Raw genomic sequence first — 26588 nt, forward strand, 5'->3', positions numbered from 1 at the left:
AGTTGCTCGAAAACATCGATGCGACGTTTCTGCAACTTCCGAACGTCTTCGACGCCGACCCGGCAGCGAACGAACCGTTCGTCCTATCGAACTCGTTCATCCCGGAACAGATCGGCGGTTCAGTCAGAGTTGTTCACAAGGATACTGATCGAGGGACTCGCAATCCGCTCGAGACCGAGAACCTCAATCAGATGCTCAGCAGTTTCCTTCCGGGCGGGTTCAAAAAGCGGTGGCAGAACTTCGATCTCTGGCAAGGCCACTGGGACTTCATCCACGACCAGCCAGGGACGGCCGATATCGAACCGATGTTCGATTTCGACGAAGCGATTTCACTCGACGAGTTACTCGGTGACGATGCGGAGGAGTACACGGTGCTGGATGTCGACATCGAGAATACCGTCGTGTATGTGCCGAGTACACTCTACGTCCAGCAACTCCCCCGAGATGCCGAATACCACTGGAGTGTCGACTTCGAGACGATCGTCGCGTCTCGAAACGTCCCCGGGCGGTCGTTGTACCTCGGTCGAAGCGACCCAACGACGAACTATCTGTGGTTCCGTCATCTCCGCAGCGAGGTCGAAACGGGCCAGCAGGAACTTCCCGACGAGAACGATATCGTCACGACCTACTCCTACGATGCCGACGTGGAGTTTCTCCGCTGTTATTACACGTCGCTACTCACGATCCACGAACAGGAGACGAACCAGACACTGTCGAAAACACTGGACTATATTCACGGAGGCGACGACGCCCGTGCGCTCGTCGCGAGTTCTGAACGGAGCCAGCTGATCGTCTTCGAAGTCGAGCGGCCCACAGTTCGAACCCGAGTAGAGCGGGTCCTACAGGATCAGCCGTCTCTGTATCGGGACCTCCAGTTCGCGAAGGTGTATCGAGATGTCTGGGATCGACTGTTCTTCCAGGAGGGACTCCTCGAGAACGTCTTCGACGTCGAACCGTTTGTCAACCATCTCGTCGCTGTCGACTATCGATGTCGGACGAACGACGACCTCGCTGCAGATTCCGTCTTCGAGGCCGAGGTCGACACGATCCGCACCCAACTCGAACAGTTGCTCGAACCCGGCGATGAGCTCGATCAGGGGGCGCTCTGCATGATGGGCTACGATGCCGCTCATAGCTCTGATGTACTCGCGGCTATCGAAACAGCGCCCGAACTCGTCGAAGAGATACTCACTGATTGTACGGACGACGAGTCCCTTCTTGACTTCGGTGAAGAGGTGCTCGTTCACTCTGTCGAGCATGCGCTCTCCACGTGGACGAGCGAGGAAGCTCTCGCGAGTGGGTCCTTCGAACTCTGGTACGACGTGAATTTCCAAGGTCGAGACGACACTCTGGCACAGATCGGAATCTACGACTCTATCCAGGGCGGGGCTGGTATCGCCGACGAGGTCTACGAGTATCTCTCGGAGTCGACATCGGTAGACCTCGACAGTGGCCTCGCCAGCCAAGCGGCGTGTCACACTGCTGCGACCGATCGGGCAGTGCTCGAACTTCTGGCGAGCGGTGACGGCGAGACACTGTACGAACTGTTCCAAGAAACGTCTCGGATCGAACTCGAAGCGGATGGTGATAGTGATACAGACCGGGACTCTGCGGAGGCGACGGGATTTCAGGGACGACTCGTTCAAACTCGTGACGAGATCATCAGCGGGCAGCCCGAGGCGTACAATCTGCTCGATCTCACGTCCCATATCGAGAACCGTGTCCAGGCTCTCTTCGAGACGCGAGAGATCGCCCGCTTCAACGCGTACGTCGCGTCGGAACACGAGCGCGTCGAAACAGAGATCGAACGCACACCGCGTGCCGTCGACCTCCTCTTGCATCTTCACCAGCACATCTTCCGAGACCCACGTGTTCGAGATACGTACCGACGCTTCGCGAACGACGCAAAGGGGCGTGACCTGTCCGAACTCGGTGAGCGCTTAGAAGAACTGACACTCCAGTGTGTGACCGCCTGTCCCGACTGTCTCGAGACAGAGGGACAGAACTGCCTTCACGGAATGAAGTATCAGACGCGACTCCTCAATCGGCGACTCCTCAGGGAGGTTTGTTCCAATGCTATATAATCTCGCAACTGTCAACGACGATATCGCCCGTTTCGACGGTCAAGAAGTGACGGTCCGGTGCCGTATCACCGGCGATGCCCATCGAGGGTACACAGGCGGTGAAAAAGTGCTGTACGAGGTGACTGACCCGACCGGGAACCTGGAACTTCAGACGCTAATCTCGTTCTGGCTCGAAGAGCCCAGTGGCGGACCGTTCGACGACATTCGGAAAACAGAATCGTACATTCTCGACGTACTCTCTGGCGCCGGTTCCGACGCTCCGGATCTCCCTCGTGGTGAAACGTTGTTGGTCAGAGGAATTCCAAAAATCGCAAGCCACCGGAACGGCCGTCAACTGTTCATCAACGTCACGTCGGTCGTGATTCGGGAGCCCGACCTTCGCATCGGTAAGAGCGAGCTCCGGACACAGGAGGCTTGTCCGCGTCGGTACTACCTCCGATACGTCAAGAAGGTGTACGGCGGGAGTTCGTCGGTCAATAAGTACCGATTCAGAGGGAACGCAGTTCATCTCTCGCTCGAACGGGCTCTCGAAGAAGACCAGACTCGATTTGCAGAGAACGCTTGGACGTCGACGGAGGCTGCCGCTCTCGCCGAACGAGTCATGGACGAAGAGTTGGGGCTTGCACAGGCGAAACTGAGTATTTCCGGTCAGGGGCTATCGATCAAATCTGACGTGGAGGAGATCGTCAGTCGGCTATTTACAGATTCGAAGTTCTGCGAGTCACTCAGCGATGCAGACGAGATCGTCCCAGAGCAGCCACTTCCCGAACAGTACGGCTACAATGGAACAGTCGATATCGTCGTCGATGGGATCCCGTACGACCTGAAGACGACGTGGCAACTCGACGCTCAGAAGCGGGAAAAGCACAGCCGTCAACTTCGGTTATATCTCTTTACACTCCTCCTTGAACGACTCGAACCAGACGAGAACTTGTTCGACGCAATAGACGACGACTATCGGGGTTATCTCGTGTACCCGAATCTCGAAGACGCGGACACCGTCTCGATCAAGGAGGTTACACTCACGGTCGACGATATCGCCGAGTTGGTCGGTGCGCGAAACGAGGTCGCAAAGACTCGCAGTACTTTCGGCCCGCCGTCTCCGTACAACCGCGACTGTGAAGGCTGTCGATACCAGCACGACCAGTCTGTCTCCGCGACTGGGGAGACGCTCCCACCTGCGTGTACCTTCCACTGCCAGAACGAGCGGCGGTGGCCCTGCTACGAGTACGACGAGGAACGTGGTGTCGACAGCGATTGCTCGCTGTTCGACAGCTGTGAACAACGGTTAGAGTACCGTGACCCCGATGAGACGGATCATTACAACGCGCTTCGGAGCGCGCTACAGTCGGAGCGGAAGGCCCGTGATACCGCAAACGACCTCATGGACGGAGTCGACCGGACCATCCTCAAAGAGAGTGGGCGGCTGTTGACCGGACTGAAGATCGCTGGTGGCAGTAACGTCGGGCTCCACTACGAAACTGACCAACCGATCGTCCCCGCGTTCAGCCCGGGTGAGTCTGTCCAGATCGAACCGGTCCAGACAGGCGTCGAGAAGAAGACAGTGACGTATCTCGGACGCAAGGACGGAGCGTTCGTCTTCGGGTTCGACACCATCGATCCAGCGTTCATGGACGAAGACCGTGAATACCGCGTCAGATACGGCTTCAACCCAGATATCGTCTCCCGACGGTACTTACCGTACCTCGATTACGCTCAGCGGCGTGAATCGAACCCCCGTTTCGAATACGATGAGACCGGTGGCTCTGATGGATCCACTCGAGTCGAGAGTACATCGGCGATTCTCGACGAGCTCGACAACGAGGAGGTATTCGTGGATCTTCCCACAAGGACAGATCGGACACCTGTATTGGCAGGTCTGATCGGTGCGCTGGCGAGTGGGTCTTATCCGAAGCCGACCGGCGAAGGTGAGACCGTTTCAGAGTCAGCAAGTCGTGCTCTCGTACTCGGGCAGACGCCTGAGCATGTAGAACTCGCACACGAGGCGACGCCCGATGGCTCTCACTATCGGATGGACGGGTTCGCACGTGGCCCTGATACGATTCACGGTGGGCTAGATAGACAGACTGTCGAGGAACGGCTACTCGGCTCCCGCTCCCTCATCTCTACTGTCGAATACGCGCTCGACACGGGGCACTTCCACGAACTGGAGGAGGGCGGATTCGGCGACCGCGACCACTCGGAGAACTTCTTCGATGTCGTCGTGCTATTTGACGCAGAGCAGATTACCGAACCCGTGTATCTGTATCTCCGTGATGTCGCCGACAGGGTCGTCGCTATCGGGGACAGTCGTCGACAGGGGCCCGACATGGTCAGCACTGACGCCATCGACCGAGGACTCGATCGGTCGTACTTCGAGTGGGCACACGAGCGATACGCCACCGTCCCAGTCGCGGAGGTCGCCAGTCTCCAGTTTGGTGGACATGGCAACGGATTCGTCCGCAAACTGTTCGACGACGATCTCTTCGACGCTATCGACGCCGAATTGTCGTTTTTCGGTATTCACGGGACTGAAGCGACCGAAACCGAGGAGATGCGGCTCACTGTCTCACTCCGTGCTCGCAACGGTATCGGACACGATCTCGAATTCGACGTCTCGCATACCTCGGTGAATCCATTCGAGATTCAGGAGGCATTCGCGGACCGTGAGTATCTCGATGCGACGAACTTCCCGAGCGAGGGATCGGTCCTCGTCGACGGCTATCCACTCCAGCTCGTGGAAAAGCGGCCACTCGAAAACGTCGAGAACGCCGAGTTCCACCGCATCACCATCACAGCCGACCCTAATGCCATCCCAGCGTTCTCACAGACGTTTCTTCGGAACCGACCGGAGGCCAGTATCGTCTGCCAACTCGTCGACGACTACGACCCCGATTGTATCGTGACCCCCTTCGAAGCCCACGCCAACGAACTCCAGCGCCAGTTGACCACCCGTGATATCGATGTCCCCGTCCGCCTTCCCAAAGACCTCAATGGGGATATCGCAGACCGGGCGATCGTGAGTTTCGCGGCGGCAAACGAAGCGGGTATTCTCCATCCACCACTGACCGACCCTGATACTCTCTACTCGTTACTCACCTGCGCCCGCGATATCCTCATGGTCGGGGACAAGCAGACGCTCACCTCGAAAGACGGCGTCGAGTTCTTGGTCGATCAACTGGCCGAAGAATACGAACTGGAGTAGGTCGACTTACTTTTTGGAACTGGGAACGCCCATTCGTATCTTCCATAGTGGGAAACGAAATTAGATACTGAGATCGACGTTTCGCTGGATCGCTTCGACTTTGTTCATCTCGTTGATTACCGTGTCTGAAGCCTTTGAAAGCGGAACTTCACTACTTTTGCTCAACTTCTTCAGTAACTCGATTGTCTCGTCGCTCAAGTCGTGTTTTTCTTGGAAAGTATCCCAATCGGTTTCTATATTTTCGAAAGACTCCTTGTATCCTCGCCACTCACTCTTTAAACTGGCCACGTCTTTCATATCTGAGGCAAGGGTCCGGTCCAGAAACATCTTCATGTCTTTCAGTAACTCTTCCGCTGAGGCGTCTTCAGAGACGATTCGCTGGACACCTCGAGCCGTGCTGATATCGCTTTGCCAGCGCTTGCGTTCTTTATCGATTCGATCCTGAACTTTCGATGTAACTGATTCAATATCGTCCTGCAAAGCACGGACCTGCTCAGTCATTTCTCCTAAATCTGGCTCAGAGCCGCTAAGCGTATCGATTAGATCTGGTTTCGGTACGCATACATCATCCTGAATCCGTCGGCGGATTGTCTCCACCTCGTCTGGGACCTCTTCTTCAAGTACCTTCTCGAGAATCCGCGCTTTCCGCTCGAATGTTTCGACTTTACTCCCGAATCTTCGGAGGGTGTTGTTGTGAGAGTCGAGATTCGTCTTTGCCGCTTCGAGACGCTTGTCAATGTTCTCCCTGTTTTCGTACTCGTCCGCTTTCGACTCGATTTCACTAACTTTTGATTCGAGATCAGTCTTTGATGAACCCACTATCGGTCACCTACCAGTACCGAATCGATAGAGTCGCGCTCTTTTTCGTATCTATCCATCTCGTCAGTTCTCTCGATTCGATCAGGGAAACTCCCTCCCTCGGGGAGTTCTTTGTCCTCTGCTTCGTTAATCATCTGTACGATCGAGTTATATACGGACCATTCTTCCCGTTCGTTGCGACTCCGTTCGAAATCGTGGAGTGTCGCGACCAATTCATGACTGCGTTTACTCTCCACATCAGAGAATGTCGCCATATCGGCGCGGAATTGCTCGATGTCGAACTCGCCACCGCTATCGAGTTTTGTTTTCGCTTTCTTCCAGTTGGTGTACTTAGACACCTTCATCCTGCCTATCGCACAGTCCAGTCGATCGACGAATTCGGAGAGGCTTTCCGTTGTATGACCCGGTTCGTAGATCTCTCGGATATCTGTAATCTCGTCAATGACGTGTTCTGCGTTCTCCGAGCCTGTGAGCTGGTTCAGTTGTGTCGCATAGTCGCTCACTGCTACGAGGAATTTCTTCAGCGACTGCCCTGTGGATCGAGTCGTGTTGATGTGATATGCCTCAGGGAGTCCACTAGTTTCGATCAGCATCGCTTTCTCTAGGTAGTCGTCAAGATTTGCTTGAACAGAACTAATAGAATCACTGAGTAGTTCGTAGTCGATAACGTTCTTCTTGATGAAGAAGAATCCCTCCGCAAGTTCGAAGGAATCTTCCCTGAGGTTTAGAAGTGCCTTTGAGTTCTCTACAACGGTGCTATCATGATTTTCGGCCCGTACTAGCGGCGGTTTGAAATCTCTGTCAGATTTGTTGGGCGCCTCTGACAGTACAACATCTTTGGATAACTCTCGTTTCCCCGTTGCGAGGTTGTGTATCAAGAACTGCGTTAGGACTATCAGATCCTCAATAGACATCTCCTTCGGCAGACACTCTTCGATCTCTTCGCGCATCGTTTGACGAAAGTCCGTGACCTGTCCGTCTGCCCACTCTCGCAGGAGATCATAGTTTATGTTATACTTGTCTTCCTGTGGGAACTCGCCATCACTACTGATGCCGTACCAGAACAATGGCCGATAGAGGTTATCGTGGTCTGGTCCGAAGGGAAGCTCAAAACTGATCCCTTTTCGATCATCGACGCCTGGAAGAGAGACTGGTATATTGCTACCACGCGTGTACCAGATGCCTTTGACACCGTCATTTGAGGCGTTGTGGTTACCGAGAAGTGTGGGTTCATGCCATTCCTCAAGAATGCCTGCAGCACCATCTCGAAGGGTTTTCGAACTCGGATACTTTTCACCAGACGTTATCCAGTTCTGATATTCGAGGAGTCGTTGTTGAACCTCCTCAGGCTCAAGGTTCGTGTCGACAGGAAGTACGACCACAGGGCCCCCAGAGTCCTCGATATCCAGTTCAATTTCTGTCTCTGTAGACCCCTTCTTTGCCCTATATATTACTGAGTCTTCTTGTGGGGCGTTATCGAAGAATTTCCCTTCTGCATTAGTAGACCCTAATTGCGAGTCCCCACTGTATATCATCACATCCTCTTCAGGTGTGCCATCCATCCGTGCGGTAAACTCTACTTCTTCGCCAATCTCTGGTTTAGTTGGATTAGGCGTTAACTGGAGTGTTCCGCGAGAGATATCTAACTCCAACTGAGAAGAGCTCTCATCTTTTTCAGCTGTTAACGTAATCGTTTGCTCTTCTTCAGGAAGAGTTACATCGAGCCGCCCTTGTCCATCGGTCTTTCCAAGAGAATTAGTTTCGGAGTTTACCTGCACACCTGATTCCAGTTGGTTGTCTATGGTAGCCTCTATTGTTATCTCCTCTCCTGGCCGGAGGGTTCCTCCGACGAGAGAAAGTGAGATCGGCGGAGTTGTGACGGTGCCAGTGAAGTGGGCCCAGTTATCACGGATTACGGCTGACGATTTACTGACATCGAACGTCTCGAGGATATTCTCTCTGACACGGAGTCGGCTATCTGCTGAGGTGGACCCATACCATTTGACGAGATTTTGGATTTCCTCGCCATAGGTCATATCGACTGATGTGGGGAAGGGTTCGATATATGGATTATTCTCATTCGCTTCGTAGGGAGGCACCGTGGCATTTAGACACTCTTTGATAACTCGAATGAGCAAGAGCCTGGGGGTTCGTCGTTCGTTCCCTTCCTGTACGAGCTGTTCGTAGGATCTTCGAATGAACTGGCCATTAAACGGGTATAATCCATCGAAGGCCTCGTGATCGATGTCCACATCTGAATCACCGGAGGAGTTGTCGATTATCGCAGACATGTATTTTCGCGCCAGTTCCACAGTCACGTCGTCGTCGAGGAAGTAGGCCCGACCGCGATCGTCAGTGGTACTCAGATAGCCTTCAGCGCGGTCCTGCATGTAGGTGTACGTGTCGTTGCTGGTACTGAGTGCTCGACCGAGGTCGTCTTTCTCCCATCCCGTCGTCCAACCAAGGACGACGTCGTAGTGCCCGCTATCGAGCTGGAAGATGTGATCGAGGAGTTGTTCTTTGAGAACGCTGAACGTCGTCAGGTCTTCACAGATCAGCACCGGTCGGAGGCCGCGGTCCTCGTACTTCTGGGAGAACTCTTCGAGTTTGCCCTGAAAGTCCTCGACACCGAGGTTCTGGGAGAAGATCGAGTGTACTCGACCTCGAAGGGCTGGGAACAACGTATCGCCACCCTTCGCCTTCCCGAATGCTTCCAGCGATAGATCGCGGTAATCCCGCTCGCTGATCAGATCGGGTTCGAACGTCTCCGTGTCGTCGACGACCCCCTTCTGATGACTCCTGATATTCTTGATCAGGATCGACCTGAGATCCGTCCCCTTCGGTCGTATGGCCGTGAGCTCCTCGAGTTCGGTTTCAGTGAAGGCGCTCGTTCCGCCCTCGAAGGCCTGAAGCACTTTGATGATCGCCTCCGCAACGGGTTCGGGGTCTAATTCGTCGATGTTCTTGATATCGACGTCCTCGTCGATCGGCCCCGAGATGATCTCGAGGATATCACTGATGCTCGTTTTATTCCGGGAAACGTGGAGCGCGACGTGGGTATCGGAAACACCGGTGTCAGTTTCGGTCCCGATCTGGTACTCGAGCCACTGGCACAGCTGACTCTTGCCACTCCCCGTCTCGCCGCGGAGAATGAATATCCGGTTGTCGTCGTCGACTTCGGACTTGAGAATCGCGTCCCTGAATTCGGCCTGCGTGACGAATTCGTCGTTCCCCTGGTGCGGGAACAGGTAGTCCGCTCGGATCTTGTCAATATCGATGTGCGTTTCGAGAAATTGTTCACGCGATTTCTGGTGCGACTCCGGCGTCAGATAATCTTTGACCGCTTCGTCGTCCCAGAGCACTGGCATTGAACTCATCGCTGAACTCCCAGTGTAGACTGTTCCAGTGGATACTGATACGGGTCGCGCCCATCTTCGACATCGACTGAAAACGACTTGATGCTCCGATCGGTCGGGTTCTGCCGCGTCGCAGGCAGTTTCACTTCGTTCTGTGCGTCAGCCATGCCTCGGAGAGTGAGGATATCGTCGGATTCCATATTCTGAAGGACATCCGCGAATGCCGGATGCGCGCTCGGGGTCCCAGTCTTAGAGTCGAATACTTCGAAGAAGTGCTCCTGGACCCATTCCATCAGGTCGATTAAATCGTTCGATTCGTTCCGTCGATCGTATGCTGTCAGAACGTCAAATATGAGTGCTCGGCATGGACTCAGGATGAGTCCACGGTTGTCCGTTTCCGAGATCAACCCCAACTGGACCATCAGTGAGCGCCACATTCGAAGCTTCGTGAGGTTCCAGTCAAACTCGCGCTCGAATTCTCGTCTAACGTCGGGAAGCAAGCTATCAAGTGGAATTGAACGGTCGGCCTCCCGCAGACTCACATCGTAAATCCTCGAAAAATAGTCTCGCGGTTCCGCCTGTTCTCGGAGATGAAACAAGACACGCGCCTCAAACCCAAGGTCGGGAAGGATAGATTCATTCTGTAGTTCGATTGGTTGGCCGGAGTCTGGCCTGTTGACCATATCGATAGAATTGAGGAAATCCACGCACTGTCGGGCGTTATCTTCTTTCCGTTCTCCATCTCGCTTCGGGGCAAACGAGTCGACAACCTGCTGGACTGATGTTTCGCCTTGTGCCTCAATGTACTCGTAGATGGCTTTGAGTTCGGCACCCCTGACGAGATTGTAGTTGATGAGGACGCCAGACGGCTTCCAGTCGGCGGTAGTATAGTCATTCATTGGGATCAGCGAAGTTCAGGGTCACGGCGTCGATACTCGTCGAGATTCGCTCTGTTGTACTCACAGACGTGGAGTGTATCTATCATCTGATTCGCAATCTTCTGTGTTTCTCCGCGTTCCGTCCACGATCGAAGTGCCTCTCGAATCCGCTCCGAGTAGTTCGTCAGGACACTTTCGAGGTCGTGTTCTACGAAGTAGTAGAGTGGTTCCCAGGCGGGACTCTGCGACGGAATCTTCGAATACCCGAACAGCTCCTCTAATGTCGATGCCGAATGGCCTTGGCGACCATGGTACGCCGAGAGGAGGTGGTAGTACATGTTTCTGGTCCGGGCAAGCGGTAATTCGGGGTCGAGAACCGTCTCGTGTAACCGAGTGCTGAGGGTCTCATAATCCTGTACGGTCACGTCGAAATCGTCGACGATGGATCGTCCCGGTTTTCGAGTATAGGTCGGAGTCTTCGGGGATGTCGTTTCAGTGACGAGCACGTAACGACCGTCCTCGTTAGCGGCCCGATTTAGCAGTGCCCGCACCAACTCCTCTTCTCCGTCATTAATGTGGTCCTGTGTTGTTACGTGAACCAGTGGGAACTCCAAGTCGTCGCTCACTCCGGTCGCACGGTCTGCTGCAATCGATTCGTAGTCGATCAGTTTGAAGTCGTTGTCCCAGAGGTCAGTATGGATCACCGTCTCCATCTCGAAGAATCGGAACAGGGGAACTGATCGGAGTTGCGCACGCGCGTGTTTCCCATCCTTTCTGAGCTGCGGATCACGCACCACTACCGTGTTTGCTTTCGATCTGATGAAGTCGCTAAACGGCGGAATGTCCTCGGTGAACAAGTTGGGCCAGTCCGCCTGTTCCATGGTTACTCCGCCCTGTTCGGAATTTGCATCATCGTTCGTGTTTTTGGGTTCCATGTCGGTGCGCTGTTCTTGTCTCGGCAGAGCAACGATCAACGGCGGTCTGCTCTATATTCAGTCACTGTTCAGTGTGACCATAGATAACTATACTGGCTGATTATTCGATCCTGAAATCACTAGCATTCGGTGGATCGAACTACTTTCCGAAATCACACACTTTGTTACGTATTCGTCTGCCAGAACTGTGTCCATCTGGATACGTGTAGTCTAGTTCCCACCGGGGTGCTCCTGTAGGGACACGGGAGGGCTTAGATTCGCCCGTTATTCCTGAATTTCTACCCCTCGACTGACTAACTCGGAGACGACATCGCGGTCCAACGTCTGTGGGTCGTTGTACGTATCACAGCCGTACTGGAACACGCAGAGCGGGCAGCCATCATCGCAGTCACACTCGAAGTGTTCTTCGATGAGTTCGACCGCTTCCCGGAAGTTCCGGTAGGTCTCCCCGTCACTCTCGACCAGAAGCCGACTGATCTGTGCGCCACCTTCCTGGGAATCGAACAGATAGACCTCTTCGTCGTCTACCGTCTCGGTGAGTTCACGGACGTCCACGCCGCCCAGATACTGGAGAGCGACGCGGAAACCATGCGTCAACGCGTGCGTTGCACCACCGTCTTCGTCATCAGACAGTGTAACGCGGACGCCACTCGTCGAGTACGAGTATCCGAGGCGGACGAGCTCGGACGGCGAATCGTATCCGTCGGGGTCGTGATCCGGGTCGGCTGTACAGCGAGCGAGGTCCTCCTCGTGGTTTCGGACGATTATGCCGTTGCAGTCCTCGTGACCACACCGCTCGAACAGCGTCTCCTGCGCATCCATCTCACCTGTCTGGTACTTGGCCCGGTAGCTGTCTGCGTGGACGAGGACATCGAGATCGCCGTACTGGATTGCACCTACGCGATTACCGCTCTCGTCGGTGAGTTCGAACTCGTCTACTGATTCGAACGAAAGCACAGACGTGTCCCGTTCAGTGTACGTGCTCTGTACCTCCGCTTCCGAATCCGTGTAGACATCGCTAGCCCGGAACCCGTCGCCGATCGAAGGAGAGAGGTCCGATCGATACGCAGTGACCGAGTCTAATACGGCGATCTTTCTCGGCTTCAGTGGTACCTCAGCAGTACACGCATCACACTCCTCGGCGTCGAGAGAGTAGCCTGTGTGGCAAGCAGGACAGACTAGTTCCTCAGCTAGTTGTGACTCTGTGTCCGATTCTGCGACCGTCGTCCGAACGGACTCCGTGGCGTAGTCGTCGTAGTCCGCCCGGCAGACGATGTATGGGCTGTTACCGTGGAGATACGCTGCACCGGGATGGAGTTCACTGATCGCCATCCGCATCTGACGTCCTCGGTCACCGCCCAGCGGTTCGCGGTCGTAATTTTCTTTGACGAGCGTTGCGCTGACCGATGTCGAGATCGACCGCATGTTGAAGGCGAACTTGCTCTGGCGCGAGGATCGGAGGAACTCGCTGTAGTCCTGAGTTCGGATGTCGGTCAGGTGTTCGTCGATAACCGACTCCTGTTGGCGCAATCGTTCGATCTCTTCCCGGAGCGACTCTGCTTCCTCGTCGTCGCGAGTTTGTCGTCGTTCTCGTTCGAGGTTACGGCGTTCGTCGTAGAACTCGTCCTGTGAGTCGAGGAGTTCGCTGGTGTAGTCGAAGTAGTGATTGATGTACCGGTCGGGGAAGGAGGAAACGGCTTCTGTTACGAGGCCGTCGAACGTCGTCGCTGCATGCCGAATCCGGCCCGAACAGTCGTCACCGGTACAACGCTCTCCTGACGCCACTGTCGATCCATACTTCAGTCCACAGAGTTCACAGTAGTGGTAGTCGAGCAGTCCGGTCAGGTACTCCTCGATGTCGTCAGCGTAGTCGTGTACGAGTTCCTCTAGAACCTGAATCTTCGGTCGTCGAGTGTCCATCTGGAGGACTTCGTTCGTCTGTGCACGTATCGCTGTGAGCTTACTCCATTCGCTCGTATCGTCCCTGTCGGGATTTCGAACGAATTTGTCGCCCCCTTCGACTTTCGAACTGTTTCCGACGTGTTTTACCTGCCAGTCGATCCCGAAGTTCGCCGAGATGTAGTCAAAGACTGCCCACGAGAGCGAGACGCGGAGGACTTCCTCGTTGTGTTCGTTCAGTGGGACGTCCTTGGGCGAGGTATCGATGAGGTCGATCGGATTCTCGTAGTAGTAGTAGTCGATCGGATTTCGCTGGCTGACACTGTGAACGAGTGCGGACTTCGAAGACCGGCCTGCACGACCGACACGTTGCAGGTAGGCGTTCATATTCGGTGGCGTCCCGAACAGCAAGAGCGAGTCTAGAGCTCCGATGTCGACACCAACCTCCATCGTCGGCCCTGAAGAGAGGAAATGTGGGTGTTTGCCTTCTTTGAACAGGTACTCGATGTTGCGTCGCTCTTGTTTGTCGGTGAGCCCGAGATACTCGCGTGCCCAGAGGAGCATCGCCGAGACGTACGTCGCACGATACGCGCGATAGGAGAACCGCGGATGGTCTGGCGAGGACGCCTCAGCGAGCGATGTCTCGTACGGGACAGCATCTGACGAGGCCTGGCCGAAGGTGCGTTCAAGTCGTGAATAGGTCTCTGTCCGACTGGGATCGAACCAGAGTTCGTCACCGTCGCCAGCCTCAGTGACCTGCAAGGCGGCCGGTGACAGCGAAACCCACTCCTCATCGTCGTCGAATTCGAGGACGCCCATGCTGTTCAGGCCGCGAAGGACGGGAGTCGGTTGCCCGAGCCCGCTCTCTTCGCGAAGGCTGTCGATATGTAGCCTGTTCCCTGTCTCGACGAGGGGGCGAACTATCGCTCGTTCGTCCTTGTCGAGGTCGATGGAGGGGTCTAATCGAACGTCGATGACACCGTCTTTGGAGAGCGGCCCATCGTATTCACGGAAGCGTTGACTGAACCGATGGGGGACGACACGCCGGAGGAAGCGATCCCGAACGGCCTCTTCGTCGTCCCAGTTCCGGCGCGCGCGGCCCTTTAACTTCCCCATGAGAGAGACGATTCCTTCCGAGACATCTCGTTGCGAGGAGAGGTTCTGCTCGAGGTGAGCGAGGGTCTGGAATCCGCCGTCGAGGACCTCGTCCAGGGATACCCAGCCGTCGGTCGCAGTAATCTCCGAGACGAGAAGTTGGTCCAGCACGGTCTCGGTCTCCGGATCGTCGAAGTCACGCCGGAGCTCCCGCATGTCGCTGTGAGCATCGGCGAACGAGAGCATCTTTGCCGATTCGACTCCCTCGTCTTCGGCGACGGCACGAAGCAAGAACTGGGCTGTCGTAACTGCGAGATTGTTCTGACTGTACTGGAGTTCGTCGTACCGACCCAGCCTGTAGCTCGTTCCAGAGTGGTAACAGGGAACACCAGCGCGAAAGTCCGATGGGCTTCGAAGACCACCGCTCGCGTCGAAGGTACCGTACGACTCGACGTCAACCGTCCTCTCGAGGAGGTCGGGATCTGAACAATCACACTCGAACCCAGCAACGACCTCTTCGTTGCAGTCTCGACACTCGGCCCGCTTTGTGAGTTCGAATAGCCCTGCTCGACCGAACGTGTACGATCCACAGTCGCACGTCTCCGGCGGGCGCTTTGTGAAGTGGACCTCGTCACAGTCGTCTTTTCGGCAGGTCCAGGGGAGATAGTTCGTATTGACGAGGTCGGTACCGCAGTCACATTTGCCGACGGAGCCGTCAAGCTTTTCGGATCGCCCGCATTCACTGCAGTCGACGGAGTCAGAAATTGTCTCCGGTGTAAGGTTCGTCGAACCGCAGGTCTCACACCCATACGAGACGACGTGTTCGCGCTCACAGGATGGGTTCGAGCAGACTGCCGTCTCCGGGTCGGTGCGTACCGTCGGCGACCCACAGGTCTCACACTCGGTCGTCGTTTTGCGGCGCCCGACGTATCCACAGTCTCCGCACTCGAGCCACGGTCGAAACGTAACTCGGAACGATTCGACGGTTTCCCCGTCTGCAGCGCATCTCTGACACGTGTGCGAGTCCTCACGACGACCGCCGTGTTCCGTCGGCGTGTAGGGGTCGAGTTGCTCACACTCTGGGCAGTACCACGCTACGAGTGCCTCCTCACCACCGTGGTTGCAGTATGTGGACCGCGTGACGAACTGATACCCGCACTCGCCACAGGATTCCTGCGGTGATCTGTAGACTGCATCGCATTGAGCGCACGCGTAGAAGCCATCGAGGGGCCAGGAGAAAAGGTGACTTCGATTTTCGAGTAGTCCAGAGAACTCACCGACAGTGCGGACGTTTGCGAGCGTCTGTTCGGCCTGTTCGGCTGTCAAGTCGAACTCCGACTGCAGATCGTCGATCAACTGTTTCCGAGTTCGCGGTTCCTCGTAGAGCATCCGATGGACATACTGGATCGTTCGTACGGCCTCGTTTTCGGGCGTTTCGTCGGTGAGATAGTCGAACAGTTGGTTGCTAACTGCGTCAGATAGCTCGTTTCGACTGAGCCCTTCGTGATCGTCTACGAGGAACTCTCTGTCAGCGAAAGCAGGTGGGGTCGAACCCGGGTCTCGACCCATGTCGATGAGACTCTGTTCGTCAATGTCGACGTTCGAAAGCGAGCCCGGCGTGGAATCAGGCTGATTCGGCACGATCTCTCGTGGCCGTTCATCCACGTGAGTGATGTCCGCGACGCCGGCGACTTTTCGGAACAGTTCGTCGTGGTTGTTGACAGTCGCTGAACTCGCAATAACCTGCAGATCGTCGTCACCGAACCGCTGGCGTCGGAGCGCTCTGAGGCGCTTCACCAACATCGAAGTATAACTCCCGAACAGTCCCGTATACGTGTGGACCTCGTCGAAGACGACGAAGTCAGGTTCGTAGATGAACGTTTCGTGCTCCGATGGCGCGTTGACGTTCATTGCCCGAAGATTGACGATATCCGGGTTCGTCAGAACGATGTCCACGTCCTCTTCGAGAACGTCGTTCTTGGTGAGGTGAATGAAATCTAGCGGGACATCACTCTCGCACTGCTGTTTCGTCGGCTTCACGGTAAACCGGCCGGTGTCCGGCGTCACACGAAGATTCTCACTGCATCCTTGGCACTTCTCCAAGTCTTCGTTATAGCCGGGACAGTCGAAGAACTTGAACGACGACCGAAGGTAGCCCTCGGCACCGTGTTCGCCGGTATGGGTCGGTGTGTCGCCGTCGTAGATGCCGACAGTGATCTGCTTTCGCTTCGGGACCTCGCGATTGATCTTGTAGAGGTAGTCGATGAGTCGCTTGAGTTGGTCCTGAGCGAGCGCCTTCGTCGGGTAGACGAGAAGTGCTTTGACACTCTCGGGATCGCAGCCGTCGATCTCACCTTCACGGGCTCGTAGCACGTAGTCCAAGATCGGGATAAGCCACGCTTCAGTTTTCCCACGGCCCGTCGCGGCCGTAACGAGTGTGTCGTCGCCCTGCTTCACGGCGTCGACTGCTCGCTCCTGGAAGTCGTAGAGCCGGTCGAATCCGAGCTCGGAGAATGCATGTTTGATCAGCGGATGTAATCCTGCATCCGAAGCGAAGGCCTCCCACGACTGCTCGCTCCAGTTCGGCACGTCGAGTGCCTGCAGGAAGGGGCCACGAGAGCCGATGAACGAGTCGTCGTTCCCCGTCGCCTGGAATCTATGGTAGACATCCTTCGCTGCCGGATCTTTGTTCCCGAGAACGTACGCCTCGTACGCTTGCTTTACTTCTTCTGCGCGGCGTGCTGGATCGTTCATCGTGTTTGGAGTTCCACTTGGAGGGCGGATTCGAGTTCGGAGACCTGTTTAATCTCCTCGAGTGTCGAAAGCGAGAGATCGGGGAGTCGGACCGGCTCATCGTCCGTGAATTGTTTCAGGTCCTCGATTGTCGAGTCCGAGAGTTCGTGTTCGGCCTGAAAGGCGTCCCAACCGTGTTTTCCGGACCGCTGTTGCCATTCGGCTGTCAGTTCATTCCAGCGCCTCGCGAGCGATGATGGTTGCCTATCAGTCTTCCAAATTTCCTGACCGATGAAAGTCTGCATTGTGCGAACGTGATTGCTGAACTCGTCGTTTCTTCCACCAATGATCGAGTTCAGTTCGAGTGCCGACGAGAGTTTCGACCGCCATTCCTCTTGGTACTCGTCTTCGATCCGGTCCGTAACGGTGTCGATCGTCTCTTCGAGACTATCTGTTGCATCACTGATATCGTCCTGAGTCTCCTCAAGTGAGTGATCCTCTGCTGCATCGAGTAGGTCTTCTTCGTCGACGTTCGCCACTTCCTGTACTCGTTCGAGCGTGTTCTCAACCCGGAGACAGTTCGACCGGGAATCGTCAAACACCTTCTCGAGAACATCGATATAGAACGCTAACTCCCTGGCCGCCTTTTCAAGTTCGATGAGTTGACTATTGACTCGCCGAATCGAAGCTGTTACCCTATCGACCTTCTGTTCGGTGTTCTTCGACCGCTCGATTCGTTCCGCTTTCTCCTCGAGATCACCGACTTTCGTGTCGAGGGTCTCATTGAGTATCGTTGCCATATTTAGATCCCTCTGATCGTTTCGACTGCGGTGTCACGCTTCTGAACGAACGTCCCGAACTCTTCGGAATCGCGAACGAGTTCTCTGAATGCCTCGGCTTCCGCATCAGGATGATCTTCGATCGCTTCGATCATCTCTGCTAGGACGGTGTAGACAGTCCAGGCTTCCTGTGAGGACCTACTATCGTTGTACTCATACATCAACGAGAGTACTTCTACACCACTCCTCGGGTCGATAGTTTCGAACGTCTCCAATGTCTGGCCGAACTCGGCCAGTGCCAATTCTCGTGGTCGTTGTTCGAGTAGCTCGTAAGTGTCTTCCCACCGCGTCCGTAGGTTGATATCTAATGGCTTGATGCAGTCACGAAGGCATTCGTAGGCAGACTTCAGGTCCGCGGCTGTATGCCCACTGCTGTGGAGATTACTTACCGTCTCGATGTCTTCCTCAACCGCCGAAATATCGAACGACTGTTGTAGTTTCTCGATTTCGCTCGCATAGTCCGAAACGATCTCGAACAGTCTTGCGACACGGGCGGAGCCAGACGCGTCAGATCTCGTCGTTCCAATTCGGTATGCATCGGCAACCTCAGAGGAATCGATCCGCGTTGCTGCGTCGATATATCCATCGAGATTTTCAGAGACGTTCCGGATTGCCGGGGCTAGCCGGTCGTGATCGACGAAGTTCGACTTCAAGAGGAAAAATCCCTGACAGAGACCTGCGATATCTGCTCGTCGAGTGGTCATTCCATTGAGGCCTTCTGTGAGTCCGGCAGGGAGTTCGAACGGGGAATCTTCCCACTTGAAGGGAGACTGGTCGTCCATGCTGTATTCGTCGGAGTCACGAATAGATTTCCCGCGGTCGATTGTATCATCGCCGTGAGCGGCGTTGAACACGAGGAACCGAGCGAGAATGAGGAACTCTTCTAGAGTCATCTCATCGGCGAGCGCGTCCTCAAGATCAGTCCGCATACGCTGCCTGAATGCGACCACGTTGTCGTCAACCCAACTACGAATGGCATCTAGATTCGCATCCTCGCGGAACTCCCCTTCCAGCCCGTAGTGCATCATCTCATAGAGCATCCGCTCGTAGTCAACGTATTCGTCTGAGACATGAGATACAGTTACAGCGACATCTTTGCCCGCATCGGGCCCACGGATCTCAACTGGGACATCGCTTCCACTAGCGTAGTAGAACCCAGCCGTTCCAACCGTGGTCGCGTTTTCGTTAGCCAGTCGTGTGGGGTCGTAGAACCGATTGAGCGCGGCCTGTACGCCTTCACGGAGTCGGTTCGCGCTAGGAAACTCTCCACCCCCGCCGAACCAGTTTCGGAAGTGCTCGATACGCTTTGCTCGTTCACTCTGTTCCTTTTTCGCCTCTTTCTCCTCAACGGGCGTTGTTTTGGACTTCGGCGTGGAGGGTCTATTCCCGTCTTCCTGTTCGGAATCGTCGGTATCGCGCTCTGTGACGGGGTCCCTGCTACGTATACCTCCGTCGAGATCCTCGTCCGGGTCGACCGGCTTGAGATCAGAGTCCGGCACTTCCCAACCGACGTTTTCGTACAGTACGTCCAGATGAACGTGCCCATCCACGACTGTGATGTCGTCGGGAATCGCTATGTCAAACGCCTCGAAGTATGTCTCAGGGACGACGACACGACCCCCCTCCATCCGTCCATACCATTTTACGAGGCTCCGGAACGATGCACTGTACGATTCCGCAGATGTTGGTGCGGTGAACTCTCTAATGTATGTGTTGCCGGCCATCTTCTCATGGGGCGGAATCTCCGATCGGAGGCAGTCGCCGATGACGTGGTAGAGGAGGAGTCGCGGCGTCTGCTGAAGGTTTCCGTCCTCGACGAGATTCGCGTATGCCCGCATTATGAACTGCTCGTTGAAGGGGTATAGGTCGTCGAAATCGGACTGATCGATCCCTTCTAAGTCCACACTATCTGAGTGTTGTTTGATCACAGAGAGGTACTTTCTAACGAGTTGGATCGGCATCGCACCGTCCTCAAGGAAATACGCCTCCCCGTTTTCGTTCGTCATCCGTAGATACCCATCCGCTCGCTGTCTCATGTGCGACAGATCCCCTGTCGTCAGTGCGTCGTCCGCCTTCTCGGTCTCCCAACCGGTAGTGTATCCCAATATCACATCGTAGCCGCTTTCCATCTCGTCGCCGCCGTCACCCAACTGGAAGATGTGGTCCATCAGATCGTCCTTCAGGAACGTGAACGTGGTAACGTCTTCACAGATGAGGACAGGCCGTTTCCCTTCCTTCTGGTACTTGTCAGAGATATCCGCGAGTTCGTTCTGAAAGTCCTCAATTCCGACGTTCTTGATGAGTCGATCGTGGATGGCGTTGCGGACCGTGGGGAACACTTCGCTATCCTTGAATGTCTCACCGAAGACGTTGAAGCAGATTCTGCCGAACTCCTCACGTGTGATGAGTTCGATTCGCTGTTCTCGGTCTTCTTTCTCTACTGCATGCTGATACTCGCGGATGTTCTCTTCGAGCGCCGATCGGAGGTCCAGCTTGTTCGGGTAGTCTTCGATGAAGTCGTCGAGTTCGAACCCAGAGAACGTCTCTGTATTCGCACCGAACGTTCGGAGGCCAGTGATGATGAAGTCCGCAAGATCGACCGGGTCAAGTGCGATGATATCATCGAGTTCCTCGTGCTCGGCGTCAATGTGTTCGTAGAGTTTTGCGAGGATATCTGCCATGCGTGTGTTGTTCCTCGAAATATGGATGGCGACGTGCTCCTCTGCACCTTCGAGATCGCCATAGCCGTTGAGTTGATATTCGAGCCACTGGCAGAGGTGGCTCTTCCCGCTGCCGACTTCACCCTTCAGTAGATAGATCCGGTTCTCGACATCCTGTGGATTCGACTGAACGACGTGTTTGAATAGTCCTGTTTCGGAGACAAAGTCACCATCGTAGCCGATTAGACTCTCGGCCCGAATCTTTCGAATTGGGATATGAGTTTCGAGGAAGACATCGGGTGATTTCTGCTGTGACTCTTGTTTGATGTAGTCGGTGACGACATCCGTATCCCAAGTTTTCTGTAGTGAACTCATGCCTCGAACCTCCGTTCGTTTCGGTCCAGCGGATACCAGTAGGTCGGTCGGTCAGGTGCGGACTCCACCTCGAATGTCGCGACGTTTTCGGTCCCACCTTGCGTCCGTGAAAGTTCGACGACATCCTGAGTGTCCGACATCGCACGGAGTGATACGACACCGTCCGCTTCCAGATTGCGGATTGTATCCGCAACACCTGCCGTCACCGATGGGACTCCAGGACGGTCGTCGAAGACCGGGAGAAACGCATCGTCGATCCACTCGAGTGCCCTAGCAAACCGCTTCGGATCATCTCCGTGTTGATTATGCCACTGGAGTAATTCGTGCAGTAGTGGCCGTGTTGGAGACGTGATGATCGCGTTCTCGTCATCTTCGTTATCGTATGAGATGGCCCCGATGGTCTCTGCGAGGTTTGCCCACATGCGTATTTTTTCTCCCCGCCAAGTGAGATCGAACGTCTCGTCATCCCCTTTGACTGCCTCAAGGAGCGCCTCTTCAGGAATTCGGCGGGCATCCAGATCTGCCATTACGTCGAAAATAAACGAAAGGTGGTACTGGTTTTCCGTTTGCTGACGGATATGATGGAGTAGGCGCGCTTCGAAGGATTGAATGTCTGGGTAGACACCCTCGTTGAAGAGCGAAACGACGTTTTGAGCGTCTACTTCGATTATATCGACTGCTTTGAGGAATTTTAAACACTCGTCAACGTGATCGGCTTCCACCGTAGTGTCGTCGCTCAAGGGGCGTCCAAAGCGCTCTATAAGTGCGGATTTCGGAACGGCGCCCTGACTGTTGAGAACGCGATAGATCTCTTTCAGTTCTGCACCTCGAACCGTAGTATACCCTGTGAGCAGAGCGTCGGGTTTGTCGTAGTTGTAACTATAATCTGTCATTCGTAAAGGACCGTGTTCTGTTTCCGTTGTTCATCGAGTTGCTCGACTTGATACTCGCACCGGGTTAGCATCGCGTCCATCTCGTTTGCGATCTTCTGAACGTCGCCTCGTTCCAACCAGGAACGGAGTGTCTCACGAATCCGTTCAGTGTACTTTTCGAGGATCGTCTGCAGATCATGCTCGACAAAGTAGTACAGCGGTTCCCAAACCGGACTCTGGGGTGGTGCATTTTCGTAATCGAACAGTTCAACCAATGAGTTTGCCGGTGCGCCGACTTCCCGATGATGATCTGAGACTTTGTGGAAGAAGTAGTTGCGAGTCTCCTGCAGGGGGAGAGCCGAGTCGAGGTTCTCCTTGACGTATTTCTCGACAAAATTGGGATAGTTGACCGTTGTTACTGGACTGTATTCGTCTGTCACCGGTCTTTGAGTCGATACTGCCGGAAGCTCTGGGGAGTTGGTGTCGGCAACGACGATATAAATATCGTCATTACCACGAGTCCGCAAGATTTCTCGCATGACGTACTGTTCGCCGTTCCGAACTACTTCGCCATCTGAAACATCAGTTTCGAGGAGTCCCTTCTGACTCACGAGATGGACGAGCGGATAGGTGAGTTCTTTCACCTCCAAATCGTTCGGATCTATATAGTCGTAGTCTACCATCTGGAAGCCGTTTTCCCAGAGAGGATTGTGGAGAAATTGTTTGAATCCTAGTTCCCAGAGAAGGGGCAAACTCCGCAGTTGCGCCCTTGCTTCATGACTATGTTGTCCGACCCTGGGATCCTCAATGACTACAAACGGAGTGTGTGATGAACCCGTAAGTTCGATTAATCCATGAGTCACTGCCAGTCACTATACCATGAACATGATTACTTATAAATTGTTAACCGCCTTTTCACAAATTGATATTCCAATTCGGTCGCCCTCCCTCTGTATTTGGCCGGTTTTAGAAACCAAGATGTGATTTTGAGGGCAGGATGGTTTGGGTCATCGTATCTAGCTAGGTCATTCGGTTGGGTTTCAATCGGCGATACAGATCGAACAGGCTGACAAGCGAGTAGTTGAGAGACTACCGAATGCATCCACGAACTGCCCCCGGGGGGCGATTTCAGAAAATCCGGAGTTGGCCCTCTGTATTACTTGAAGTCTCACCACAAGGTGTGCACGATCTCGTAGATGTTGCGCCGCAATTTGTCGGCTGGTACGAGAACGGCCTATTCAATGTTGGCCTCATGACGATGGCGTGCTTCGAAAGATCCGTACCGACACATCGTGGTATATAGCTGGCCAAATGGCATTAGAAGAGCATCCCTGAGGACTGAAAGCGACGAACGGTGTCCCACACCATGTACCATACACGATTGGATTCGCTGAGCAACCGAATCAACTCATTGAAGTGACTAGACTGCTGTCGGCGATTATTCGCGTGGATCACGATGCAAGTACTGCTGTGTTATTCTTACCGAGACATGGGTTGGATTAGTCAGTGATACGTCCGACCCGCTGAACGAACTCTCCCATGAGCGCTCGGGGGGTTCCACGAAACTCGTCTCGGTACTGAAGGCAATTCCAGGTTTGTTCTCTCAAAGGACCTTCAGTAGAGGGTCTATGTGGCGCATTCACTCTAAACTCCGCTCTATCGATGCTTGGCGGCGGTCAACGATATGGATGCCATCGTCTCGGCGGTCAACATGTTTAACGATACGGACAGGGTGAGCGAGCTCGATAGAGCAATCGCCGGTGTTTGCTTTGAGGCGGCGGCACTCGGGAACGGTACTGTTCTGAACTCGATCGATACGAGGAACTTGCCGGCGAACTTGCAGCATTTCAATAACAGGCTGCATGTGGTTAGTCAGAGGGCAAATATGGCGGTCAAACAAGGGGTACGATCGGTTTAGATTGTCGGTTCCTATGACTGTGAAACATCAGTGGCGCACTATACACGATTTTATCGCCCTTTGAAGGGTGCAGGGCGATCAGACCAATGCCAGAGAGTAACACCGAGTACCTCGGCTACTATCCGCCTGGTTGGACCGAGTACTGTATCGACGACCGACTCGTTGAGTGGGCCCTTGATCGAGATGTGGCAATCCGTATCCGCGTCGATGGTACCCTCGAAGCAGACCGATTCACTGTCCAATCGGTTACAGGCGTAAACGAACACGGTGAAGAATTCATTGTGGGTTCGTTTGACACCTCGTCGGAACAAATCGCGTACCAGATCGCGAGGCTATTGCTGTATGCAATGAACGGCACGGTCGGACGGATTACCGGTGATGATCAGTATCGAGGAGATCAATCGTAACGAGGGAGATTTTATCGCCCCCGAGAGGGGTGCGGGGGATTCCGAACTCCCGCGGAGTACTAATGGCACATCGCGCACTCATCGCCTACGAACGACCGGATAGTACCTACAACCTGCACTACTCGCACATGGGCGGCCGGAACCTCCGTCTCAAACGAGCCATCAGCGAGGAGACGCCGTTCGGGAGCGACAACCCGTCGGAGACGCTCCGGACGGTACACGATCAACTCCTCGAATCGAATTCACACGGAGAAGCCGGTCGCATCCTCGAACGACACGACTGCCCGTCGCCCCAAGTCGACATTGAACCGCGCGGGCTCGACTGGACGCTCGACGAGATCGTCACCGACCTGCTGGACTATCAGCACTACGACGCGTGCTACGTCGTCGACAGCAACTACCGGGTGACCGCCTACCGCACCCACTGGTTTGGCCTGCAGCACGACTGCGAGACGATCGACGACTCACCTGCAGTCGGCCACGGTGCCCTTCGAACCGTCCGGTGGCACGACGGCGAGCCGGTCGGTGACGGATTCGCACAGGGAGAGTTCCACGGGCTCCGCGCGACGGTCGGCGACATGCTCGATCGCGGTGTCTTCACCCACCTCGAAGCGGTCGTGTACATGGCCCGGAAACTCGACGAGTGGACCACGGAGACACAGGCACTGATCGTTCGACATCCGCATCTGAATCTGTAACGCAGGCGGCTTCAGCGGCTCACCCGTCACTTGAGCCGTTGGGTACCCTATTCGAACAGACCCACTTTTGATCCCTTCGACGGGGCAGTTCACCGAAAGACATAGACAGAACATGCACGTACATGCATACATGGGGACGACGACGATCTCACTCAAGGACGAAGCGTACGAACGGCTCAAGGAAGCCAAGCAGGAGGGCGAAAGTTTCAGTGATGTCGTCCTTCGACTAACCGATTCGCCGAATACCGAAGCACAGATCGCCGAACTCGCGGGCGGGCTCGGTACCGAGTTCGCCGAGGCGGTCGAAGGCTCCTCGGCCGAGGTACGCGACTCACTCGACATGGAGTCGGGTACCGACGAATGAGACTCTTGGATACGAACGTCCTCGCCAAGTGGGGGAATCCGGAGGCGAGCGACGAGGTCGTTCCCTACCTGCAGGACCACGCGGACGAGCAGTTCGTCACCTCGTCGTTCGTCCTGTTCGAGTTTTTCCGGCCCGCGAAGCGGCGGGACAACTCCCGCGAAGTCCACGCGTGGCTGGGCCGAGTCTTGGACGGCGTCGAGCCGTTCACTCAGAGCGCGAGCCTCACAGCGGCGAGCGTCGAGGCGCAACTCCAGACACAGGACAGGTCACTCCCGATGCGGGATCTCCTGATCGCGTCCCACGCCAAGGACCTTGAAGCGACGTTCGTCACCGTCGACAAGGGGGACTTCGCGAACCAGCCCGTCCAACAGCTGCTCGATATCGACATCATTCGGTAAGTCGCCGGCCGATGGCTACCGGTCACGCTCGACGACTGTCGTGCGTAGCGCGATACCAACCTGAACGACCGAGAGCCAAACAGCATGGGAACTGGGCAACCCGATTCACTCGGAATCCGGTGTGCGACGACCCGGTTCGTTTGTCGCCCCCGAGAGGGGTGCGGGGGCTCCCGAACTCCCGCGGAATACAATGGGACATCGCGCACTCATCGCCTACGAACGACCGGACAGTACCTACAACCTGCACTATTCGCACTGGGGTGCCCAGGACCTCAGACTCAAACAGGCCATCACCGAGGAGACCCCTTTCGGTGGCGACTACCCGGACGAGACGCTCCGAAACGTTCACCGACGACTCCGTGAAGCGACGACCGACAGCGGTGTTGACCGCGTTCTCGCCGCTTCCGATTTCCCGTCAAGACAGATCGACATCGAACCGTGGACGATCCGCCTGACTATCGACGAGATCATCGCCGAGTATCTGGACTATCTGCACCACGAAGCCATCTACGTCGTCGACACCGACTTCCGAGTTACCGCGTACCGGACCCACTGGTTCGGCCTGCAGTTCGATTGCAAGGCCATCGAAGGCGCTCCCACGGTCGGCAACGGCGCACTCAGAACCGTGCGCTGGTACGACGGCGAACCAGTCGGTGACGGGTTCGCACAGGGCGAGTTCCGGGCGCTCAAAGACGTCGCCGGCGACCTGATCGACCGCGGCGTGTTCACCCACGCCGATGCCATCGACTATCTGGAGACGAAGCTCGGCGAGTGGGTCGAAGACCAAGAAGAACTCATCGTCCGCAGACCGCAACTCGTCGAATAACGGTCGACAATTCACTCGAAACCCGGTGTGCGAGGTCACGTGATTTTGTTTCCCCCTGAGTGGGGTGCGGGGGGCATTAAACGAGGCCTCGCGCTGACCTTCGATGACAACGATAGAATGCACAGTCATCTATGTCATACGGATTATAATAGCTGTAAAATTACTGTGCCACTGTCTGCTCGGAGAACGACAGTGACGCGATGCCATCTTCTGCAGGCCGGGCTATC

At 55.2% G+C, this 26588-nt stretch carries 16 protein-coding genes; 7 read left to right on the plus strand and 9 right to left on the minus strand.

Annotation, left to right across the window (positions count from 1 at the left end):
- Nucleotides 1-2: 2 nt before the first annotated feature.
- Nucleotides 3-2084 carry a hypothetical protein gene (locus tag ACMGFH_RS20685; RefSeq protein ID WP_415380499.1) on the plus strand — a complete coding sequence of 694 codons (2082 nt, stop codon included), beginning with the start codon at nucleotides 3-5 and terminating at the stop codon, nucleotides 2082-2084.
- Nucleotides 2074-5289: a PD-(D/E)XK nuclease family protein gene (locus tag ACMGFH_RS20690; RefSeq protein ID WP_415380500.1), complete on the plus strand. Its 3216-nt coding sequence runs from the start codon at nucleotides 2074-2076 to the stop codon at nucleotides 5287-5289. Before ACMGFH_RS20685 ends, ACMGFH_RS20690 begins: the two co-directional genes overlap by 11 nt.
- A 60-nt stretch (nucleotides 5290-5349) precedes the next feature.
- Here ACMGFH_RS20690 and ACMGFH_RS20695 read toward each other — a convergent pair whose 3' ends face one another.
- From ACMGFH_RS20695 to ACMGFH_RS20735, 9 genes are all read right to left on the minus strand, one after another.
- Nucleotides 5350-6108 carry a hypothetical protein gene (locus tag ACMGFH_RS20695; RefSeq protein ID WP_415380501.1) on the minus strand — a complete coding sequence of 253 codons (759 nt, stop codon included), beginning with the start codon at nucleotides 6106-6108 and terminating at the stop codon, nucleotides 5350-5352.
- Nucleotides 6108-9476: an S-layer protein gene (locus ACMGFH_RS20700; RefSeq protein ID WP_415380502.1), complete on the minus strand. Its 3369-nt coding sequence runs from the start codon at nucleotides 9474-9476 to the stop codon at nucleotides 6108-6110. The genes ACMGFH_RS20695 and ACMGFH_RS20700 overlap by 1 nt, the downstream gene beginning before the upstream one ends.
- Nucleotides 9477-9481: 5 nt before the next feature.
- Complete coding sequence (locus ACMGFH_RS20705; protein ID WP_415380503.1) at nucleotides 9482-10363, minus strand: hypothetical protein; 882 nt, start codon at nucleotides 10361-10363, stop codon at nucleotides 9482-9484.
- Nucleotides 10364-10368: 5 nt separating this feature from the next.
- On the minus strand, nucleotides 10369-11223 hold the full coding sequence (locus ACMGFH_RS20710) for a hypothetical protein (protein WP_415380504.1): 855 nt from the start codon (nucleotides 11221-11223) through the stop codon (nucleotides 10369-10371).
- A gap of 318 nt (nucleotides 11224-11541) precedes the next feature.
- Nucleotides 11542-17025: a DEAD/DEAH box helicase gene (locus ACMGFH_RS20715; RefSeq protein WP_415380505.1), complete on the minus strand. Its 5484-nt coding sequence runs from the start codon at nucleotides 17023-17025 to the stop codon at nucleotides 11542-11544.
- Nucleotides 17022-17804 carry a hypothetical protein gene (locus tag ACMGFH_RS20720; RefSeq protein WP_415380506.1) on the minus strand — a complete coding sequence of 261 codons (783 nt, stop codon included), beginning with the start codon at nucleotides 17802-17804 and terminating at the stop codon, nucleotides 17022-17024. Before ACMGFH_RS20720 ends, ACMGFH_RS20715 begins: the two co-directional genes overlap by 4 nt.
- Nucleotides 17805-17806: 2 nt before the next feature.
- Nucleotides 17807-20878, minus strand: a complete 3072-nt coding sequence (locus tag ACMGFH_RS20725; RefSeq protein ID WP_415380507.1) for a hypothetical protein — start codon at nucleotides 20876-20878, stop codon at nucleotides 17807-17809.
- Complete coding sequence (locus ACMGFH_RS20730; RefSeq protein ID WP_415380508.1) at nucleotides 20875-21771, minus strand: hypothetical protein; 897 nt, start codon at nucleotides 21769-21771, stop codon at nucleotides 20875-20877. The genes ACMGFH_RS20725 and ACMGFH_RS20730 overlap by 4 nt, the downstream gene beginning before the upstream one ends.
- A complete protein-coding gene (locus tag ACMGFH_RS20735; RefSeq protein ID WP_415380509.1) occupies nucleotides 21768-22433 on the minus strand; it encodes a hypothetical protein in 666 nt (221 codons plus the stop codon). Before ACMGFH_RS20735 ends, ACMGFH_RS20730 begins: the two co-directional genes overlap by 4 nt.
- Before the next feature lie 1321 nt (nucleotides 22434-23754).
- Between ACMGFH_RS20735 and ACMGFH_RS20740 the strand changes: the two genes are divergently transcribed.
- The 5 genes from ACMGFH_RS20740 to ACMGFH_RS20760 all read left to right on the plus strand — a co-directional run bounded on the left by ACMGFH_RS20740 (nucleotide 23755) and on the right by ACMGFH_RS20760 (nucleotide 26361).
- Entirely contained in the window at nucleotides 23755-24075 is a 321-nt protein-coding gene (locus ACMGFH_RS20740) for a hypothetical protein (RefSeq protein ID WP_415380510.1), read from the plus strand.
- 62 nt (nucleotides 24076-24137) lie between these two features.
- Complete coding sequence (locus ACMGFH_RS20745; protein WP_415380511.1) at nucleotides 24138-24773, plus strand: DUF6735 family protein; 636 nt, start codon at nucleotides 24138-24140, stop codon at nucleotides 24771-24773.
- Between the two features lie 130 nt (nucleotides 24774-24903).
- Complete coding sequence (locus tag ACMGFH_RS20750) at nucleotides 24904-25137, plus strand: antitoxin VapB family protein (RefSeq protein ID WP_415383291.1); 234 nt, start codon at nucleotides 24904-24906, stop codon at nucleotides 25135-25137.
- Complete coding sequence (locus ACMGFH_RS20755) at nucleotides 25134-25535, plus strand: type II toxin-antitoxin system VapC family toxin (RefSeq protein ID WP_415380512.1); 402 nt, start codon at nucleotides 25134-25136, stop codon at nucleotides 25533-25535. Before ACMGFH_RS20750 ends, ACMGFH_RS20755 begins: the two co-directional genes overlap by 4 nt.
- A gap of 190 nt (nucleotides 25536-25725) precedes the next feature.
- A complete protein-coding gene (locus ACMGFH_RS20760) occupies nucleotides 25726-26361 on the plus strand; it encodes a DUF6735 family protein (RefSeq protein WP_415380513.1) in 636 nt (211 codons plus the stop codon).
- The last annotated feature ends 227 nt before the right edge of the window (nucleotides 26362-26588 follow it).

The organism is Halosimplex rarum, assembly GCF_047715405.1.
GTDB lineage: Archaea > Halobacteriota > Halobacteria > Halobacteriales > Haloarculaceae > Halosimplex > Halosimplex rarum.

Bases quoted from the DNA above. Each gene is read 5' to 3' on its own strand.
- ACMGFH_RS20690 (WP_415380500.1), top strand. From the start codon at position 2,074: ATGCTATATAATCTCGCAACTGTCAACGACGATATCGCCCGTTTCGAC.
- ACMGFH_RS20700 (WP_415380502.1), bottom strand. From the start codon at position 9,476: ATGCCAGTGCTCTGGGACGACGAAGCGGTCAAAGATTATCTGACGCCG.
- ACMGFH_RS20705 (WP_415380503.1), bottom strand. From the start codon at position 10,363: ATGAATGACTATACTACCGCCGACTGGAAGCCGTCTGGCGTCCTCATC.
- ACMGFH_RS20710 (WP_415380504.1), bottom strand. From the start codon at position 11,223: ATGGAACAGGCGGACTGGCCCAACTTGTTCACCGAGGACATTCCGCCG.
- ACMGFH_RS20715 (WP_415380505.1), bottom strand. From the start codon at position 17,025: ATGAACGATCCAGCACGCCGCGCAGAAGAAGTAAAGCAAGCGTACGAG.
- ACMGFH_RS20720 (WP_415380506.1), bottom strand. From the start codon at position 17,804: ATGGCAACGATACTCAATGAGACCCTCGACACGAAAGTCGGTGATCTC.
- ACMGFH_RS20725 (WP_415380507.1), bottom strand. From the start codon at position 20,878: ATGAGTTCACTACAGAAAACTTGGGATACGGATGTCGTCACCGACTAC.
- ACMGFH_RS20730 (WP_415380508.1), bottom strand. From the start codon at position 21,771: ATGACAGATTATAGTTACAACTACGACAAACCCGACGCTCTGCTCACA.
- ACMGFH_RS20735 (WP_415380509.1), bottom strand. From the start codon at position 22,433: ATGGTAGACTACGACTATATAGATCCGAACGATTTGGAGGTGAAAGAA.
- ACMGFH_RS20740 (WP_415380510.1), top strand. From the start codon at position 23,755: ATGCCAGAGAGTAACACCGAGTACCTCGGCTACTATCCGCCTGGTTGG.
- ACMGFH_RS20745 (WP_415380511.1), top strand. From the start codon at position 24,138: ATGGCACATCGCGCACTCATCGCCTACGAACGACCGGATAGTACCTAC.
- ACMGFH_RS20750 (WP_415383291.1), top strand. From the start codon at position 24,904: ATGGGGACGACGACGATCTCACTCAAGGACGAAGCGTACGAACGGCTC.
- ACMGFH_RS20755 (WP_415380512.1), top strand. From the start codon at position 25,134: ATGAGACTCTTGGATACGAACGTCCTCGCCAAGTGGGGGAATCCGGAG.
- ACMGFH_RS20760 (WP_415380513.1), top strand. From the start codon at position 25,726: ATGGGACATCGCGCACTCATCGCCTACGAACGACCGGACAGTACCTAC.